Origin of the sequence: Streptomyces pyxinicus (assembly GCF_024753135.1) — a bacterium.
GTDB lineage: Bacteria > Actinomycetota > Actinomycetes > Streptomycetales > Streptomycetaceae > Streptomyces > Streptomyces pyxinicus.
In genome coordinates this window covers 230,207-246,069 of the sequence record NZ_JANUGP010000004.1, presented here as the reverse complement: position 1 = coordinate 246,069, position 15,863 = coordinate 230,207, and the positions used below count along the sequence as shown (strand labels likewise).

At 67.9% G+C, this 15,863-nt stretch carries 17 protein-coding genes; 5 read left to right on the top strand and 12 right to left on the bottom strand.

Annotated features, from left to right (window positions below):
- Positions 1–63: 63 nt before the first annotated feature.
- The 4 genes from NX794_RS08025 to NX794_RS08010 form a co-directional block, all read right to left on the bottom strand.
- Positions 64–1,842: an SAVED domain-containing protein gene (locus tag NX794_RS08025; protein ID WP_258777544.1), complete on the bottom strand. Its 1,779-nt coding sequence runs from the start codon at positions 1,840–1,842 to the stop codon at positions 64–66.
- On the bottom strand, positions 1,839–3,308 hold the full coding sequence (locus NX794_RS08020; protein ID WP_258777542.1) for a ThiF family adenylyltransferase: 1,470 nt from the start codon (positions 3,306–3,308) through the stop codon (positions 1,839–1,841). The genes NX794_RS08025 and NX794_RS08020 overlap by 4 nt, the downstream gene beginning before the upstream one ends.
- Complete coding sequence (locus tag NX794_RS08015) at positions 3,305–4,309, bottom strand: nucleotidyltransferase domain-containing protein (RefSeq protein ID WP_258777541.1); 1,005 nt, start codon at positions 4,307–4,309, stop codon at positions 3,305–3,307. The genes NX794_RS08020 and NX794_RS08015 overlap by 4 nt, the downstream gene beginning before the upstream one ends.
- A 91-nt stretch (positions 4,310–4,400) precedes the next feature.
- On the bottom strand, positions 4,401–4,541 hold the full coding sequence (locus NX794_RS08010; protein ID WP_219688541.1) for a hypothetical protein: 141 nt from the start codon (positions 4,539–4,541) through the stop codon (positions 4,401–4,403).
- Positions 4,542–4,700: 159 nt separating this feature from the next.
- On the opposite strand from NX794_RS08010, the gene NX794_RS08005 reads away from it, so the two are divergent.
- Together NX794_RS08005 and NX794_RS08000 are read left to right on the top strand one after the other, a co-directional pair.
- Complete coding sequence (locus NX794_RS08005; RefSeq protein WP_258777540.1) at positions 4,701–5,033, top strand: hypothetical protein; 333 nt, start codon at positions 4,701–4,703, stop codon at positions 5,031–5,033.
- A gap of 49 nt (positions 5,034–5,082) precedes the next feature.
- Complete coding sequence (locus NX794_RS08000; protein WP_258777539.1) at positions 5,083–6,219, top strand: ImmA/IrrE family metallo-endopeptidase; 1,137 nt, start codon at positions 5,083–5,085, stop codon at positions 6,217–6,219.
- 318 nt (positions 6,220–6,537) lie between these two features.
- Here NX794_RS08000 and NX794_RS07995 read toward each other — a convergent pair whose 3' ends face one another.
- The 5 genes from NX794_RS07995 to NX794_RS07975 form a co-directional block, all read right to left on the bottom strand.
- Positions 6,538–7,368 carry an aminoglycoside phosphotransferase gene (locus tag NX794_RS07995; RefSeq protein ID WP_258777538.1) on the bottom strand — a complete coding sequence of 277 codons (831 nt, stop codon included), beginning with the start codon at positions 7,366–7,368 and terminating at the stop codon, positions 6,538–6,540.
- A 120-nt stretch (positions 7,369–7,488) separates the two neighbouring features.
- Positions 7,489–7,701, bottom strand: coding sequence for a hypothetical protein (locus NX794_RS07990; RefSeq protein ID WP_244451822.1), 213 nt, complete (start codon positions 7,699–7,701; stop codon positions 7,489–7,491).
- On the bottom strand, positions 7,698–8,801 hold the full coding sequence (locus tag NX794_RS07985; RefSeq protein WP_428985866.1) for a radical SAM protein: 1,104 nt from the start codon (positions 8,799–8,801) through the stop codon (positions 7,698–7,700). Before NX794_RS07985 ends, NX794_RS07990 begins: the two co-directional genes overlap by 4 nt.
- A 53-nt stretch (positions 8,802–8,854) precedes the next feature.
- Entirely contained in the window at positions 8,855–9,307 is a 453-nt protein-coding gene (locus NX794_RS07980) for an ATP-binding protein (RefSeq protein ID WP_258777536.1), read from the bottom strand.
- 8 nt (positions 9,308–9,315) lie between these two features.
- Positions 9,316–9,744 (bottom strand): hypothetical protein, encoded by a 429-nt coding sequence (locus NX794_RS07975; protein WP_258777535.1) that lies wholly within the window; start codon positions 9,742–9,744, stop codon positions 9,316–9,318.
- 155 nt (positions 9,745–9,899) lie between these two features.
- On the opposite strand from NX794_RS07975, the gene NX794_RS07970 reads away from it, so the two are divergent.
- The 3 genes from NX794_RS07970 to NX794_RS07960 are packed head-to-tail and all read left to right on the top strand — an operon-like array spanning position 9,900 to position 12,425.
- Complete coding sequence (locus NX794_RS07970) at positions 9,900–11,024, top strand: helix-turn-helix domain-containing protein (protein ID WP_258777534.1); 1,125 nt, start codon at positions 9,900–9,902, stop codon at positions 11,022–11,024.
- Entirely contained in the window at positions 11,021–11,689 is a 669-nt protein-coding gene (locus tag NX794_RS07965) for a YdcF family protein (protein WP_258777533.1), read from the top strand. The genes NX794_RS07970 and NX794_RS07965 overlap by 4 nt, the downstream gene beginning before the upstream one ends.
- Positions 11,690–11,735: 46 nt before the next feature.
- Positions 11,736–12,425: a WbqC family protein gene (locus NX794_RS07960; RefSeq protein ID WP_258777532.1), complete on the top strand. Its 690-nt coding sequence runs from the start codon at positions 11,736–11,738 to the stop codon at positions 12,423–12,425.
- Between the two features lie 30 nt (positions 12,426–12,455).
- Here the strand turns inward: NX794_RS07960 and NX794_RS07955 are convergent, their stop codons facing one another.
- The 3 genes from NX794_RS07955 to NX794_RS07945 form a co-directional block, all read right to left on the bottom strand.
- Positions 12,456–14,144, bottom strand: a complete 1,689-nt coding sequence (locus tag NX794_RS07955) for a relaxase/mobilization nuclease domain-containing protein (protein ID WP_258777531.1) — start codon at positions 14,142–14,144, stop codon at positions 12,456–12,458.
- A complete protein-coding gene (locus tag NX794_RS07950; protein WP_258777529.1) occupies positions 14,141–14,809 on the bottom strand; it encodes a MobC family plasmid mobilization relaxosome protein in 669 nt (222 codons plus the stop codon). Before NX794_RS07950 ends, NX794_RS07955 begins: the two co-directional genes overlap by 4 nt.
- Positions 14,810–14,939: 130 nt before the next feature.
- Complete coding sequence (locus tag NX794_RS07945) at positions 14,940–15,683, bottom strand: DUF2637 domain-containing protein (protein ID WP_258777528.1); 744 nt, start codon at positions 15,681–15,683, stop codon at positions 14,940–14,942.
- Positions 15,684–15,863 lie beyond the last annotated feature (180 nt).

The following is a 15,863-nucleotide window of genomic DNA, read 5'->3' as shown; positions in this document are numbered from 1 at the left end:
TCCGCTCCAGCTCCAGCCAGGCGGAGTAAGACCGGCTGGCATGCTGCGCGTGCATCGCCACGCCTATTGGGCGAGCAGGACCTCTGTGATCGGTCCGCCGCTGACACCTGGCTCAAGCACGAGAGCTGGGGTGTAGCGGGGCCTCCCAGGGGTCGCACCGTCCCACTCGTAGACGACGGTGCGCAGTGTGTTGAGGTATCGCCCTACGAGTAGAGCCATCGTGTAGGGGCCGTGGAAAGCGAGATGCACCTCCGCACGGCCGCTGTGTGCGGCAAGAGCTTTGATCTGTTGCGAGGCAGCCGTGCTGAGGCGTGCGGCCTCGCGCGGGTCGAGTCGGTCTTCGCCGGCGACGGAGATCACGGCGGCCGCGGCGAAGCCGTCGCTGGACTCGTGCAGGAGCTGCTCGAATGCGGTCTGATCTGGACTGGCAGTCAGGCTGAGGAAGATCGCGACGCGGTCGTGGCTGTCGGGTGTCTGCGCTTGTTCGAGGTCAACTGGTTGCGTATGAAGTTCGCTGATCAGTGGGTCGTCACCACTTTCTGCAGACGTCCACTGAGCGCCGCGGGTGTCGACCACCTCGACATTGCCGATCTTGGTCTCGGGCAGGGCGGCCCCCAAGGCCAGGGCTACCGACAGGTGAGCTCCGCCAAAGATGCGTACGGTTTGCGCGCTGGCGGCATAGACGGCGTCGCTGGTCAAGGGCAGTGTGGTCTGCAGGAGCTGAAGTCCCTCTCGCAGCGGCAGACGCCCGTCGCTGGCGGCCCTGATGCGGATGTGCAGGTCGTCCTCGCCCGCGTCCATGGCGAAGGGCGCGGGGCGGGTCTGGACTCGGATCGTGAAGGCGCGGTTCTGGCTGTGAATGGCGGGCTTGCGTTGTTCGACTCGGTGCATCAGCAGGTCGCGCACTATCTCGCTCTCGCCGGACGCCTGGAGCATGTTGCTTTGCTTCTTGTCGGCGAGGGTCCGGGAGGGAGCGAGTCTTAGGAGTCGGTCCGGTGCGCCGTAGTCGCACCGTGTGTCGCTTCCCGCTCTGGCGGTCTTGTTCGCGATGCACAGACTGAAGGCGGGGTCCTCGTCCAGTTGCAGTAGCCGAGGCAGCTCACGTTCTCGGACGATGTCGCTGTGGACGATGTCCGGTGTCACGACGAGCACGGCTGCTGAAAGCCCTTGGGTCAGGGCTTGTTCGAGGCGATCGGTCGTTGTGCCCGCGCGCAGGTCGGTATGGTCTCTCCACACGACGAGACCGGCTGCCCTGAGCAGATTCTCAATCGACTCGGCCTGCGGGGACCCGTCAGACTGCCGGTAGGAGATGAACACCGCACCGTCAGGCCGGACTGCGCCCTTGGGCAGTGGCCCCAGCTCCTTGAATCTCTGTGGTGGCGGAAGGACCGTTGCTGCCTTGCCGGTGACGCGTCCCCATCGTTGGCGCCGGGTGATCAGTCCGGAGAAGGGGTCCGTCCCGCCGGGAGCGTAAACGAGGAGCGCGATCGGGCCGTCGTACTCCCGGGCCATTGCCCGCATCGCGGCAAGGTCCGTCGGGCTCGGTCCGGACGGTGCGGGATGGCTGTGCCACTCGCCGACGTAGCCGGTTGGATCGTCGTCCGCTCGCTGGGCCAGGAACTCTGCGAGCAGAGTGTTCGCCTTGACGTCATCGCGCACGTACCTGTGGGTGGACGCTCCTTGTTCGTCGACCACGAGGGCATGGGTGACAACGACGTTGGCGTCTTCCTGATAGCCGAGGAGGATGCCACCCGTTTCCCGCGGCAGCTGCTGCGCGGTCGCGGACGCGATGACCTCGTATGCCGCCTGGCGCAGCTCGATCCGTGGTGCCGGCCGGGTCACTGGTGGTGGCTCCCTTGTGGCGCGGAGTGGAGGTGGCGCGTTTCCCCTGCAGGATGGAGGGGGCGATCCACGAGGAGTCCGACGGCGTGGCGGACGGTTGCCGCTGCTGCCTCGATCACCGCGTGGGGCGGCGTTGGGGAGATCGGGCTTCCGCAGCCTGCTTCGAACAGTTGCGGCGCCTCGGTGCCGGCTCTGGTCGTCGAAGGCGGCAGCGGTGCTGCGGCGTCGATCGGTGGCAGTACGTCGATGCGATAGGTCCTGCCGTCGTTTTGAAGCGCCGCGGACACGACCCGTGTGCCCATTGTCAGGGCGCTTACATGCAGGAGCGCGGTGGTGACGAAGTCGGCGGTGGCGTTCACGACGAGGTCGTGGTTCCGCAAATGGTCGACCGCGTCGGCACCCGAGGTAAGGGCGCTATTAATGGTGTCGATGCCTGCGGCCGGCGCCTCGTTGTGCCTGACGAGGTGTCGCTTGACCGCTTCGGCTTTCGGCAGTCCGACTGCGTCGGGGCCGACGAGGTGGCGGACGAGGTTTCCCGGCATGACCACATCATCGTCGATGAGAGTGAGGTGACGGACACCGGAGCGCACCAGCATGTCGGCGATGAACGAGCCCAAAGCGCCGACACCGACCACGGCAACCTTGGATTCACACAGTTCGGTAGCGAGGACGCCTGCGCGAGCGGACCGGGCGGCCTCGGTGTCTGCGCCTGAGCGTAGACGTGTGACGGCCGTGCCGCCCTCCTTCGTGGGCGTTACGTCCAGCACGAGCGCGCCCTCGTGAGTGCCTCGTCGGTAAACCAGCACGACGACCGCGACCGACTGCTGGCGAATTCTGCGCTCCAGATCCGCGTTCGAGCCGAGCCGCGCACAGATGTCTGCCCAGGTTCGCGGCGGCACGTCGACCTCGCCGAGATCTGCCACGAACCCAAAGCGGTCCTTGCTGTGCTTGAGGGCCTTCCTGGGACGGATGCCGTGTCTGATCCGCATCGTGTTGTTGCTGGCCGGGCTGAAGCGGACGGAGCGGTTGAGGTACTGCCCGAGGTCGTCGTAGAGGTAGAGGCGCCGGTCCGCGGACTGATGGAAGTACCGGTCGAGGTCGAGGTCGGGCCGATCGTCCGTCCATCCGGTGTCCGCGTGTTCGAACCATGCTGTGACGTGTTCGAGGAACGCCGGTGCCTCCATCCACCACAACCCGTCGTGATCTTCTTCAGCAACCAGGCACAGCGCGCCGTCCGAGTCACGGTGCCAGGACCAGGGCACCGCGTCGTGATCGACCGGCACCACCCTCGGCGGTCGAAACGGGAAGCGGGGCGGCAGGTCGATCACTACACGGGTCGTGCCCGCCAAGTGCGGGACAGGCCCTTCCCACCCTGCTTCCACCTCGTGGAACCCAGCGCGGATCAGGCCCTCCTCGAAGTGCAGCCGCGCGTAGGCGACGTACTCGTCGAAGCTGACAGAGGTCACCCGAAGGTCCTCTTGCCGGCAGGAACGACGCGGGCGCCGGGCGAGATCGCGGATGCCTTCTTGCTGCCGTCCTCGTTGAAGCCGGGGGGCATCGGGAAGACCGTATCTCCATCGCCGTTCTTTCCCAGCAGTTTCCGGAACGCCAGCGCGGCCTTGCCCGCGTCCTCCTCGGCGAGCGCAGCTTCTGCCGACGTCGCGGCGTCGTTGAACCGCGTACGCGCGGTGTCCAGTTCATCGTCGGTCGCCCGGATGTGGATGGTGTGTCCGGGCAGGGTCGGGTCGGTCACCGCGATGCCGTAGGTCACGAAGTTTTCTATGATCTTGCTGACCTCCCGGAGAGCGGAGACGTAGTACTCCGCCTGGTCGTTGCCCGAGACTGCGCCTGAGTCGAACGCCTGGTAGGCGGCCATTTCAATGAAGAATCCGCCGGGCTTCTTCGTGCCGAGCAGGGCGCGACGAGTCTGGCGAAGCAGTTTGACGGTCGGTACGTAGTACTCGTCGTGGTCCGCGTTCATCGTGCTCGAGAGGTCCGTCAGCCCGTCTGGGTTGGTGCGCACCCACTCGTTCTCGTCGCCCTTCTGGGGGATCTCCCAGGTTCCGTCGCCGTAGGGGCGGGCGGGCACCGCGTCGACGTAGAGGTCGTACTCCGGGAAGGAGACCTGCAGGCTCCGGTCCTGACGCTTGGTGCGCCGGTGCCCGTCGGCGTCGGTGCCGAACTCTGCATGCAGGACCTTGAAGAACCTGTCGAGGATGTCCGTCGACGTGACGTCGCTCGGAACATCGGGCAGGCGCACGAACACGTCGACGTCCTTGATCCTGCGGATCGACACGTTGCGCTTGTAGGAGCCGATCAGGATCGGGCTGACGCCGTACTCGGCGAGCTTGGAGTCAGCCTTGAGGGCGTCACGGACGAGGCGATGCGCCTCTGGCGCGTTGGTCTTGTCGTCGCCGGGCTCGATGGAGCTCAGCGCGTCCTTGAACTGCTGCTTGAGGTGAGCCATCGGGCCCTCCGGTCTGGTCGTGACTGCATTGGTCTGCTGAGCCTGCCTCACACCACTGACAATGCGAGGTCCGTCGTGAGGGGCTGGCGGCCTACTTCTTCCTGCCGCCCTTGCCGATGCTCTCGTTGGTCGTTGTCTTCGGGTGCCGCTTCACGGTGGCCTGCTTCACGAACCGGCCCGTGATGGCACTGCGGCCCCGCTTGCCGTTGGATGCGCTGCTCTTGCCTGCCATGGGCTGTCCTTCCGATCTTCTGCGGTGGCCTGCGGGAACACACGCCACACCCTACTCCAGAGTTTCATTTACCCAGTAGGTATATGAAATCTTGTGTACCTTGATCGGGAGGATAGCATGGAAGCAGTAGGTACACGGAAAAGGATTCTGAGGTCGCTGGTGGAGATCGTCTTCGAGGACGCCGAGCTCGCCCGTGTCTGCAACAGTGGCCCTGCCCGCAGGGACCGTTTAGGCCCCGATGGGGCGACCACCCTGCTCCGGCGTCTTGGCCAGATGGAGGCCGCCCACCACCTGGCTGACCTGCGCCACGTTGCGGCCGCGCGGCTGCGGCCCGCAGCCAACGGGGACTGCTTCACTCTGCTGGTGTCGCTCGGTGATCACGGCGATCTCGTGGTCCGCCCGCGCGACGACCCGCCCGGCACCCTCGACGACGGCACCCTCAACGAGCACGCCGTACGCGCTGTGATCGTCGCAGCGATCCACCGCCCCTGATCCCGCCACCAGGCCCGCCCCGCAGCCTCGCCGACCGAGAGGCACTCACGTGACTCCGCCCTCCGCCCCGCACCCGTTCGCACCGGATGAAGTCCTGCCTCCGGGCGACACCCTGAAAGAACAGCTCGACGCCCTTGGTATCCCCCAGGCGGACCTTGCCCGCCGCACCGGGCTGTCGACCAAGCACGTCAACCAGATCGTTCAGGGCAGCGCTGTCCTCACCCCCGAGACTGCTCTTCTGCTGGAGCGGGCCGTCGGAATCCCGGCTTCGCTGTGGAACCAGATGGAAGCCGCCTGGCGCACCCATGTCAGCCGCACCCAGAGCCGTGAAGCCCTCAGCCACCGCCTCGACTGGCTCGACCGCTTCTCCCTGCAAGAGTTGGTCAAGCGGGGCATCCTGCCGACCAAAGAGCGCACGGTGGACAATCTCGAGCATCTGCTGGCGTTCTTCGGGGTCGCCGACCCCGAGGTTGCAGAGAACGTGTGGGGCAGCTACCGGACTGCCTTCCGGCGTTCCACCGTCCTCACGCCGGACGACTACGCCACCGCCGTCTGGCTGCGCCAGGCCGAACTCAGAGCACGCGAAATCCCCTGCGCACCCTACGACCGCGCGGCCCTGCTTGAGCTACTTCCCCAGCTGCGAGCCCTGACCGTCAAGGAACCCGCCGTCTGGCGCACCGAAATCCCGCGCCTGTGCGCCCGAGCCGGCGTCGCGGTGGTGTTCGTTGCCGCGCCCCCCAACAGTCGCGTCTCCGGCGTCACCCGATGGCTCACCCCGGAAAAGGTCGGAGTCGCCCTCAGCGGCCGGTTCAAGAAGGACGACCATTTCTGGTTCACCGTGTTCCACGAGCTCGGCCATGTCCTCCTGCACGGCAAACGCCTCACTTTCATCGACAACACAAGCCGTGACGACGACACGACCCCCGAAGGAGACCGCAGCGAGGACGAAGCAGACGCCTTCGCCAGGGAAACCCTCATCCCGCCCGAGCACGCGGCCGCCTACAAGCAACTTGCCCAGCGCCCCATGCCCTTCACCAACATCACAGCCTTCGCCCGCCGGGCTGGCATCGCCCCAGGCATCGTCGTCGGGCGCCTCCAACACGACGGCGTCCTGGACTGGAAATACGGCAGCAAGCTGAAGCGCCCCATCGAGATCAGCCTCTCCGGCGATCTCACCGCGGGCTAGCCACCCCTGGACGTTTCACTGAATCCCACCCACCGCGTAAGCAGGCAGCCAGGAACTGCTTGCTTCAGGCGAAGGCAAGCGACCGGAAGTCGTACGGCGCTCAGGTGGTGGTCACGGATGGGCGCGGGTCAGCGGTGACGGTGCCCTTGTTCAACAACCGAAACCTGTCCTGCTGGGTCGCCATTGCCTTGATCGAATTCAATGGTCCAGGCGGGGTGGAGATCCGGCATGTGGAGAAGTACAGCGGAAACCACGTTGGGGCCCGACCCTCGCTGTACTCGAGTGGGAACTTCCTCATGAGTACCGGAAAGATCGAGTTCAAGACGAGGTAGATCCGACGGCGGGCGTGGACCCGCTGAGGAGCACGAGCCTGAACGCAGCGGCCCGCTTGGCCATCCGCTGCTTCCAGGGCGTTGGATCCTCCTGGGCGATTTCTCGCCACAGCGCCGCAGATGCGGAACCGAATGCCGCCAGTGCCTCCGGATCGGTGTTCCGCCACGACGGGAAGCGGCCTGCGAACACGATCGCGTCCTCCGCCGGGTGGCCAGCCTCCATGAGCCTCAGCGCCAAGGCGCCTGGATCGATCCACGCCGCCCCGCGCGTAGGCCACGCCCAGTCGATGAGACGGGCACGCCCGTCGGCGATCAGGACATTGTGCGGTGCGAAATCGGTGTGCAGCAGGGTGTTGCCGGTGAAGTGCTGGAGCGTTCCGGGCGGAGCGTAGTCCGCCCAGCGGTCCACCGCGTCCTTGATCTCGATGTCGGCCGGAACGGTGATCCGTTGCAGTTCGGTGAGCGCGGCTTCTACGAGCTCCAAGTCGGCCGAGCTGGGGCTGTAGTCGGCGTGGCGACCGCTGAGGACCTCGTATCCGAGAAGGCTCCATCCACCGACTTCCAGGTGCCAGTACAGGCGGGGACAGGACGTGGGCAGGTGGGGGGCGATCTCCGCCTCGCGGCGCTGTGCTGCGACCTGCGGATGATCACTCGCGATGCCCTTCACGAAAACGCTACCGCTCTCGGTCTCCAGGACGGAGGCGACGCCGGAGTTCATGCCGCCGGTCATGGTCACCGCCTGATGCACGGGGCCGGTCTTGTCGGTGACAGCTTGGCGGACGTCGGCGGGGAGCTGCTCGAAGGGAATGCGAGACATGGACACGCGCGGTTCCTCATGGGGCTCGGAGACAAGGGAGTGCCGCCCCAGACAGGGTATGACCGGGGCGGCACTCATGGGGCGCGTACGCGAGCGGTGCGGCGCCCGCCTGCGGTGTGTCTAGTACGGCTGGTCGTCGCCGGCCGAGCAGCTGCACTCGGCGCCTTCGGCGGCCTCGTCCAGGTCGGCGATGATCTGGACCTCGTCGTCACGGATGGCTGCGGCCGGAAGTGGCACGGCCAGGGCGCCGGTTGCACCATCGGTGGGGCGCCGTCCGATGGTGAGCAGCACCGGTTCGCGTGGCGGGGTGAGGGTTGTGGTGGGTGGGGTCATGATCCGTAGCCTCCGTGTTGGCAGTAGAGCTCTCGACGGTCCCCCGCCTCCTGGTAGAGCTTGGCCAGCGGCCGGCAGGTACGGCAGGTGCCGACCTTCGTGCAGCCGGAGCATCCACCGGTGCGGAGCTGTAGGGACTCGGCGATGGCGCCGAGCCGGGGGAGGGCGGCGACGCCCTCGGTCACGAGGTTCACGCTCGGGTCGCGGCCGACCTTGCAGACGGACGCGATCCCGTGCGGGTTCACGTGGAAGAAGGTCCGGCCCGCGTTGCAGCCGGCGAAGACGCTGCGGGCCTTGATGTGGCCCTCGGCCTGGGTCGCCAGTGGGTTCGCCTCGCCGTCGATGGTCGGCGACATGTTGGTGAAGACCTGGTGCGGGAAGCCATAGCGCTCGCACAGGGCGACCATGGCGTCGAGTTCGTGTGCGTTGTCGTCGGACACGATCACGTTGAGCCGGACCGGCAGCTGATCGTGGTGGGTGGCGTCGAGGCCCTGGATGAACCGGTCGAACGCGCCGCGGTTGCGGGTGACCTTGTCGTACGTGCCAGCGCTGGCGCCGTAGACGCTGAGGGTGAGCCGGTAGGGCCGGTGGCGGGCGAACATGTCGCGGATGGGCTGCTTGCGCAGGGACGAGCCGTTCGAGGAGACCTGCACCATCATCCCGAGCTGGTGGGCGTACTCGTAGGCCGCGCCGAACTCGCGGTCGATCAGTGCCTCGCCGCCCGTGATCTGCAGCCAGAGCACCCCCGCGTCCCGCATCGTCCGCAGGAGCTGCTGTTTGCCCGTCCAGTCCAGGCCCTCGAAGCGCTTCTCGCCGAGGGAGCAGAACTCGCAGTCGTAGTCGCAGCCGAGGTTGATCTCCCAGGATGCCTTCGCGTACCCGTACGGCGAACGCTCGCGGACGAGGACGAGATCGCCGACCGGCCCGTCAGGCAGTTCGATGCCCCACGCCTGCCGCGCGGCATCGGCAAGCCAGGCGGGCAGGGGGTCTCCCCCGTGGCTCGCGGCGCGCAGCTCCTCGTAGCGGATTTCAGGAATGCGCACACCGACCGCACGGCCTGGCTGAAGAAGGAGGTGCTGGGCGAGGAACGGGCTGGCCACGAGACGCGTGCTTGCTGCGGCAGGCGCAGCCCGATCCGGTGTGTCGGTTGTGGTCATCGGACCTCCACAGGGCGGTCGTCGCGGTCTGAGCCGGGAGGGCTGATCGGGGTTGCGTCGTCGCCCGCGGTCTTGAAGCAGGACCAGATGACCTTTCCGAGCGGGGTACGGTCCTTCACTCCCCAATCGTCGGAGAGCGCGGCCACTAACATCAGGCCCCTCCCGGAGGTGTCTGTGACGGCCGGCTCGCGTACGACGGGCTGCTGGCGACGGCTGTCGTGCACTTCCAGGCGTACGCAGTTGTCGTCGATGTCGAGCCGGACGAGGAAGCCGTGCCCGCGGGCGGTGCCGTGGACGACGGCGTTCGTGGCGAGTTCGGAGACGCACAGGCGGATGTCCTCGGTGCGGCTCGTCAGGCCCCAGCCGTCCAGCGCCCGGGTGGCGAACTCCCTTGCCTTGCGGACGGACTGGTGTCGAGCGTCGAAGAACTGCTGAAGCGACTCGGGCATGGGGTGCCTCATGACTCCGTGCTCAGGGGGCGAAGTGGTGCGGGGAAGCGGCGGTGGGCGATCTGGTGGCGAGGTACGTGGACGGGTCCGATGCGGGGACGGCGGGCCAGCAGCAGGCGGGCGCCGGTGGCCTCGATACGGCGCGTGCGTTCGGTGGCGAGGTGCTTCGGTCCCAGGTGGGACAGGGCGGGGACGATGACGCCGTAGACATCGGGAAGGGCCAGCGCGTCCAGCAGACCGGTGAAGGCGGTGGAGGTCGGATCGGTCGTCGCGCGCCTGTCCTTGAAGACGCCGGAGAGCTGCAGCTCATGGATCCGGCAGTACTCCGTCAGTGACGCCTGTAACGCCGTTTGACGGGCTACAGAGACGCCGACCAGCCGCAGGAAGCCGTAGACGACGGGCCCGTTGACCGGGCGGTGCTCGGTAAGGAGTTCCATGCTGGTGACCGTCCAAGGGACTCGGCGAAAGAGTGACCCCTTGAGCGTCGCCGTACCCCAACGCGCAGGGAATCGCCCGCTGTTCCACTTGCGCTCTACTTCCGCCCCACCGGCCGCACGCTTCTGCTTCCATGGCTGGTGGAAGGGAGCGACGCGTGGCGACCGTGCACCATTGGACCGGCCTGGAGGCCAGAGCCTTGCGGCTCGCCCTCCGCCTGAGTGTGCGGGCTTTCGCCGAGCGACTCGGTCTCGCCGTCGCGACCATCTCGAAGTGGGAAAAGCTCCGGTCCGCGACCGAGCCCCGCCCCGACACCCAGGCCATTCTCGACACCGCGCTCGGCCGCGCCGATGCCTCCGTGCACCTGCGCTTCGAAACGCTCCTGTCGGAAATGGCCGGTCCCGGGCAGCCGGCAGCCGGGCGCCGGGTGACGGCTGCCGGACCCAGAGCCTGGGAGTACGAGTCGTGGACCGACGACCTGGATCGTGCCGTTGTCGCCTTGTCCCGGCAGAACTTCACCTTCGCGGACAACCTGCTGGGCCGATGGCTCAACCGTTTCACGGCCGCCGAACTCGACGACAAGGGCCTGTACCTCTACGCCCGCTCCACCGCGTTACTCGGAGACCTCAAGCGTGATCGGGGCGCCGTGCTCGGACCACTGTCCGCACGCCACTCCTACGCGGGCGCGCGCTCGATCTTCACCCAGCTCGACATCCCCCGCCGCGTCGCCCAGCTCGATCTGTCCCTCGCGGTCGTCGCGGAGATGTCCGGTGACCTGGAGGCGTCGGCCCGTACGTACGAGACGCTCGCTGTCGACGACCGGCTCTCTCGCCGTGACCGGGCCAGAGCCCGCCTGTGGGTGGGCACGGCACTCAGCAAGGACGGCAACCACGACTACGCGACCCGCGTGATGCGGGCCGCGACCCGTGAGTTCGAAGACCTCACCGAACCCGACGACTGGTCGGTGGCCCATCAGAAGCTAGCCCTGGCCCGCCGGGGCGTCGGAGACCTCACCCAGGCCCTGCACTTCATCGACATCGCCCGAAGTAGCGGGAGCACCGACTCACCGATGCAACGTGTACGACTGGACACCGCTCACGGCCACATCCTGCTCTCCGACGTGGCGACCCGCGATGATGGGCTACGCGTTCTCGGCCAGGCCGCTCGGACGGCCGCGCAGTACGGCCTCGTGCACCAACTGCGCAGTATCGAGAACGTCAAGGCCGGCAGTGAGGGGCCGCCCGGGGCCTCGCCGACGGTGATCAGGGAGACGAACGCGTGAGTGACAACCAGCAAGCCATCACCGAAGACCAGTGGCACCAGGCCAAGGCGATCTGGGACTACCACCAGATGCACCACCAGGCCTGCCCCGTGGACGTGGCGATCGGCCTGGGCAGCCACGACCTGGGGGTGGCCACGCGCGCCGCCGAGCTGTACCACGCGGGTCTCTTCCCCACGCTGGTCTTCACCGGCGGCAACAGCCCGACCACCGCCAAGGTCTTCCCCCGCGGCGAAGCGGTCCACTTCCGCGAGCACGCCATCGACCTCGATGTCCCCGCCTCCGCGATTCTGCTGGAGCCCCACGCCGCGAACACCGGACAGAACATCACCCTCGCCCGCGAGGTCCTGGCCGCCGCCAGCATCACCCCGAAGAAGGTGCTGCTGGTCTCCAAGCCCTACATGGAACGGCGGTCGTACGCCACCGCCCGCAAGCTGTGGCCCGAGGCCGAGATGGTGTGCGCCTCGGAAACCCTGGAGTTCGACGACTACCTCAAGTCCATCGGAGACGAGAAGCTCGTGGTGGACATGCTCGTCGGCGACCTCCAGCGGGTGATCGAGTATCCGAAGCTCGGGTTCGCCATCGAGCAGGAGGTCCCGGAGGACGTGCATGCCGCGTACGAATCCCTCATCCACGCCGGCTTCACCAGCCGCCTCATCGCTTCCTGAACGCTCCTCCCCGGGCGGCCTGTGCGCCATCCACCAGCCCAACTTCATGCCCCGGCTGACCACGCTGGCCAAGCTGTTCGCGGCGGACCACTGGATCGTCCTGGACGACGTGCAGTTCGCCCGCCGCGACTACCAGAACCGCACCCGTATCGCCACGCTCGACGGCCTTGGTTCGAACCGGTGGCTGACCATCCCCACTCACCGCCCCTCCGGGCGTGCCACTCTCATCAGAGACGCTCTGATCGCCGATCCTGTTGCGGCCCGGCGCAGAGCCTCGTCGATCCTGCGCCAGCAGTACGGGACCAGCCCTCACTGGCCCGCACTCGACCGTGCCCTTCAGCCGGTCTGGAATGCGTTCGACACAGGAAGGGTCGCGCCGGTCGCCACGGCCTCGACTCGCGCCCTGCTCGAACTGCTCGGCTGGCGAGGACAGGTCTTCACCAGCAGCGCCTTGCCCGCACGCACGGGCCGGTCCGAGCGGCTGGCCGACCTGGCCGACGCCGCCGGTGCACGCGCGTACCTGTGCGGCACCGGCGGCATGACCTACCTGGACCACGCGCCCTTCACCGAGCTGGGCGTAGCCGTCGTCCCGTTTCTCTCCCCGGCCACTGGGCTGTGGGCCTCGGGGCGACAGGTCAGTGCTCTGCGGGCGCTGGCCTTCCGCGGTCCCGACGCTGTGGGAGCTCGATTCCGGGCTCTCGCGTTCGCCCATGATGCGCTGGGGTGCGCGGCCTGACACCCGCTTCGGGTACGGAAGCGGGTGTGATCAGCGTCGACGTGCCTGTGGCGGCTGTGGCTGCGAGGCCGCGACCGCTGCCGGGCTGACCGATGTGCCTTGCCGCCGTGCCGCGCTCCGCATCCGTGCCACTCGTGCACGGTCGCTCGGAACCGGCCTGGTGCTGAGCCGCTCGGTGCGCCAGGTCAGTACCCGTGCAGGGCTGCGGGCGTCGTTGAGCGCCCGTTCGTCGGTGGCCTGCTGCAGTAGCTGCTTCGGATCATGCCCGGCTTTCTCGGCGGTTGCGAGGGCGGCGGTGAGGGCGTCGAAGGCCGGGTCCTCGACCACCTGCTCGGCGTGGGCAGGCATGGCCTGTCGGATGAGGAGGATGTGCCGTTCCACGATCTGCTGGGGTGGCCGGCGCTGGGCGAGGGCGGTCAGGGGTGCGGTGGCTGTCTGCTCGGAGGCGGCTTGCAGGTGGATCAGGGTCTGGTGGGCTGCGGCCACCTGTTGGTCGTGGTGGCGGAGCTGGTGCCAGCGGGCGGCGGCGATGACGGCGAGGATCGCGGCGTCGAGGAACATCGCCAGCAGCGTGCCGTCCTTGGGGGCGGGCTCGCGGACCATGGCTCGTACGGCGCTACGCAGGGCGCGGGCGTGCTGGTGCTCGGCCTGGACGCGGGAGCGGGTGGCGCGCTCGAACGCCTCGGCTGCCTGCCATAGCTGGGGACGAATCCCCTGGGGTGCGCGCATCGGCAGGGCGTCGAGGGCTTCGCCGAAGGCGGCCAGGTGGGCCTGAGCGGCTGCATCGTCATCGCCGTCGAGGTGGTGGGGGATGCGTTCCGCGGCGGCGGTTGCCTGGTGCCACGGGTTGACCCGACGGGGGCTGTGCTGGGGTTCGGTGGCTTCTAGACGCTTGCGGATCTTGGGGAGGGACAGGTCGGGGGAGAGTTCGGAGCCGGAGTACCAGATCAGCTCCTGCTGGGCGTTGACGTCGTGGTCGAGGGCGACGGTGTAGCCGCGTACATCACCGGACGGGAAGTGCTTGATGTGCACGAGGATGCCGTCGGTGTGCTCCAGCAGGTGGACGAACTCCTCGGTGCTGGTGGCGGCGGCCACGGCGGTGCGCACGGTGGTGCGCAGGTGTTCGCGGGCGGTGCGGGCTTGGCCTGCGCGCTTGGCCTTCTCTTGCTCGGCACGGGTGGGCCGTTTCGCGGCTGTGCGATCCCCGCGTATGGCCTGGAAGAGACCGTACTCCTTTTGGACGGCTGCGAGTTCGCGGTCGGTAGTGAGGTAGTCGTTCCAGTGCCGGGCGGTGCGCAGGTCGGCGCGAACTGTGCTGGCGGCGATGTGGATGTGGTCGGGGGCGTGGCGGACGGCGACCCAGCGGCAGCCGTCCGGATCGCCGTCGGGTGCGATGCCGGTTGCGGCGACGATCCGGCGGGCGATGTCGCCCCATTCCTCGTCGCTGAGGTGGCGGTCGGTCTTGGTGGCGCGGATCGAGCAGTGCCACACGTGCTTCTCGGGTGCCCGGCCGAGCCTCGCGGCCTGTTTGACGTGCAGGTCGAGGTCGGCGACGAGAGCTCGCTTCGTGGCGTCGAAATCGGGGGTGCGGCCGGGGTCGGGGGCGAAGCCGTCCCAGGAGGCGACCAGGTGCGGGTTGGTGTGGCCCTTCTTCTTCGTGTCGTAGAGGTAGCGGATCAGGTTGGCGGTGTCCTTGCCTCCGGTGATCTTCGCGATCATCGGGCCGCCTTGTGGCTGACGGCCTGGTTCGCGGCGGTGGCGATGCGGCGCACGGCCTCACCCACGGCGTTCAGGCTCCGGTCGGTCTGGGCGAGGAGGGCGCTGTCCCCAGGGTGTGGATGGCCGCCGGAGTTGAGCTTCTTGGCGATCTGGTTGACGTTGCGGCCGATGGCGGTGACCTGCTCGCGCAGGGCATTGATCTCGTCGATGTAGTCGTCGAGCTGGGTGCGCTGGCCGGCCAGGGTGAGGTCGCCGTGGACGTGGGCCAGAGTGGCTGCGGCAACGTAGTGGGCGCCGCTGAGGTTCAGCGACGCTGCCTTGGCGCGTATGTCGGCCTCTTCCTCTTCGCTGTAGCGGACGTCGACTCGTCCCTCGCGACGGCCGTTGGGGTCGGGCTTGCGACGTTGGGCGACGCGGTGCAAGGCGGCTTCTTCTGCGGCACGCGGCAACAACGGCATCTCGACGGCAGCAGTGCTGTCGGCGACGGCGGTGGGCTGTTCCTGCTCGGGCACCCCCTGGTGCCCGAGTGCCTCCGCCACCCCCGGGGCGGAGGCTTCCCCGTGAGGCCGGCCCTTGGACGGTCCAGCGGGATACCTTGCTGCGCTGTTGAGGTCGGTGTTCATCACCTGGTGGTGGATGGGGAGTTCGTGGTACGGGTCGTGCATGAGTTGGTTCTCCGAGGAGTGCTTGGGTGTCGGGGTGCATCGCTGCGCCGGCCCCGCTGTCCCCTTTGCCTGACTGCACGGGGGACACGGGGCGAGCCCGGAGGTGGGGCGACCGGCGTGGACGCAGGGGCTAAGCGGCGGTGCTGACGGCGACCGCTTCGAGTTCCTGCGGCCGCTCGGAGGCGGCTGCGTCGAGCTCGGCCTGCAGGGTGTCCTTGAGCTTGTCCGCCTCCGCCCTGCCGATGGTCAAGTCCCTGCTGCGGAAAGTGGCTTCGATGTGGCGGCGCGAGGCGCGGCCCTTGCGTCCCAGTGGCGCGGTGCGCGCGAGGGCGAGCCGTTCGGGAGAGATCTCACGGGCCTCGTGATCCTGCGGATTGGTTGAGGGCGCAGGGGTCTCAGCCACGTCGGCGGAGTCACGCGCCACGTCGGTGTGGCTGCGGGAGGAGGGGTGATGGTGGACGACGATGTAGAGGTGTACGGCGCCGGCCAGAGCGAGCGGGGCGATGGCGGAAAGGGCGCCGACGGTGACGTCGTCGAGACGGAGCCCATCACCATGACGGGCCAGCTCGTTGAGGCGGACAGCGTGTACGGCGTTGGCCCAGATGCTTGTCATCGTGGCCGCGCCGACGAGCAGCCACACGTACAGCCGGGAGTACCAGGGTGCGGTGCGCAGCATGAGCAGGGCTCCCACTCCGACGGCGATGAACCCGTCGATCACGAGTGGGAAGGCGTAGGTGAGCAGCCCGCGGATGTGGATGGCGACTCCCATCTGGCGCAGGGCGTCGTAGGAGAGGGCGAAGGCGAATACGGCGAGCAGGGCGATGCCGAGGCGGATCAGGTCGGTGCCGCGTATGGCGGCGATGCGTGCGAACAAGCGTGGAGCTCCAGGTGGTTTGGGGCGGCGGCTTCGGCACAGGGGGAGGGCAGGATGTGGCCGCCGTGGGCGTGATGTCTCGTACCACTCGTTGCGTGCCTGGTCAGGGCAGGTACGAGTGACGTGGTGATGTCGACTCGACTCGTTGCGGCTCTCTCACTCGTCCCCGCGCTGACCTGC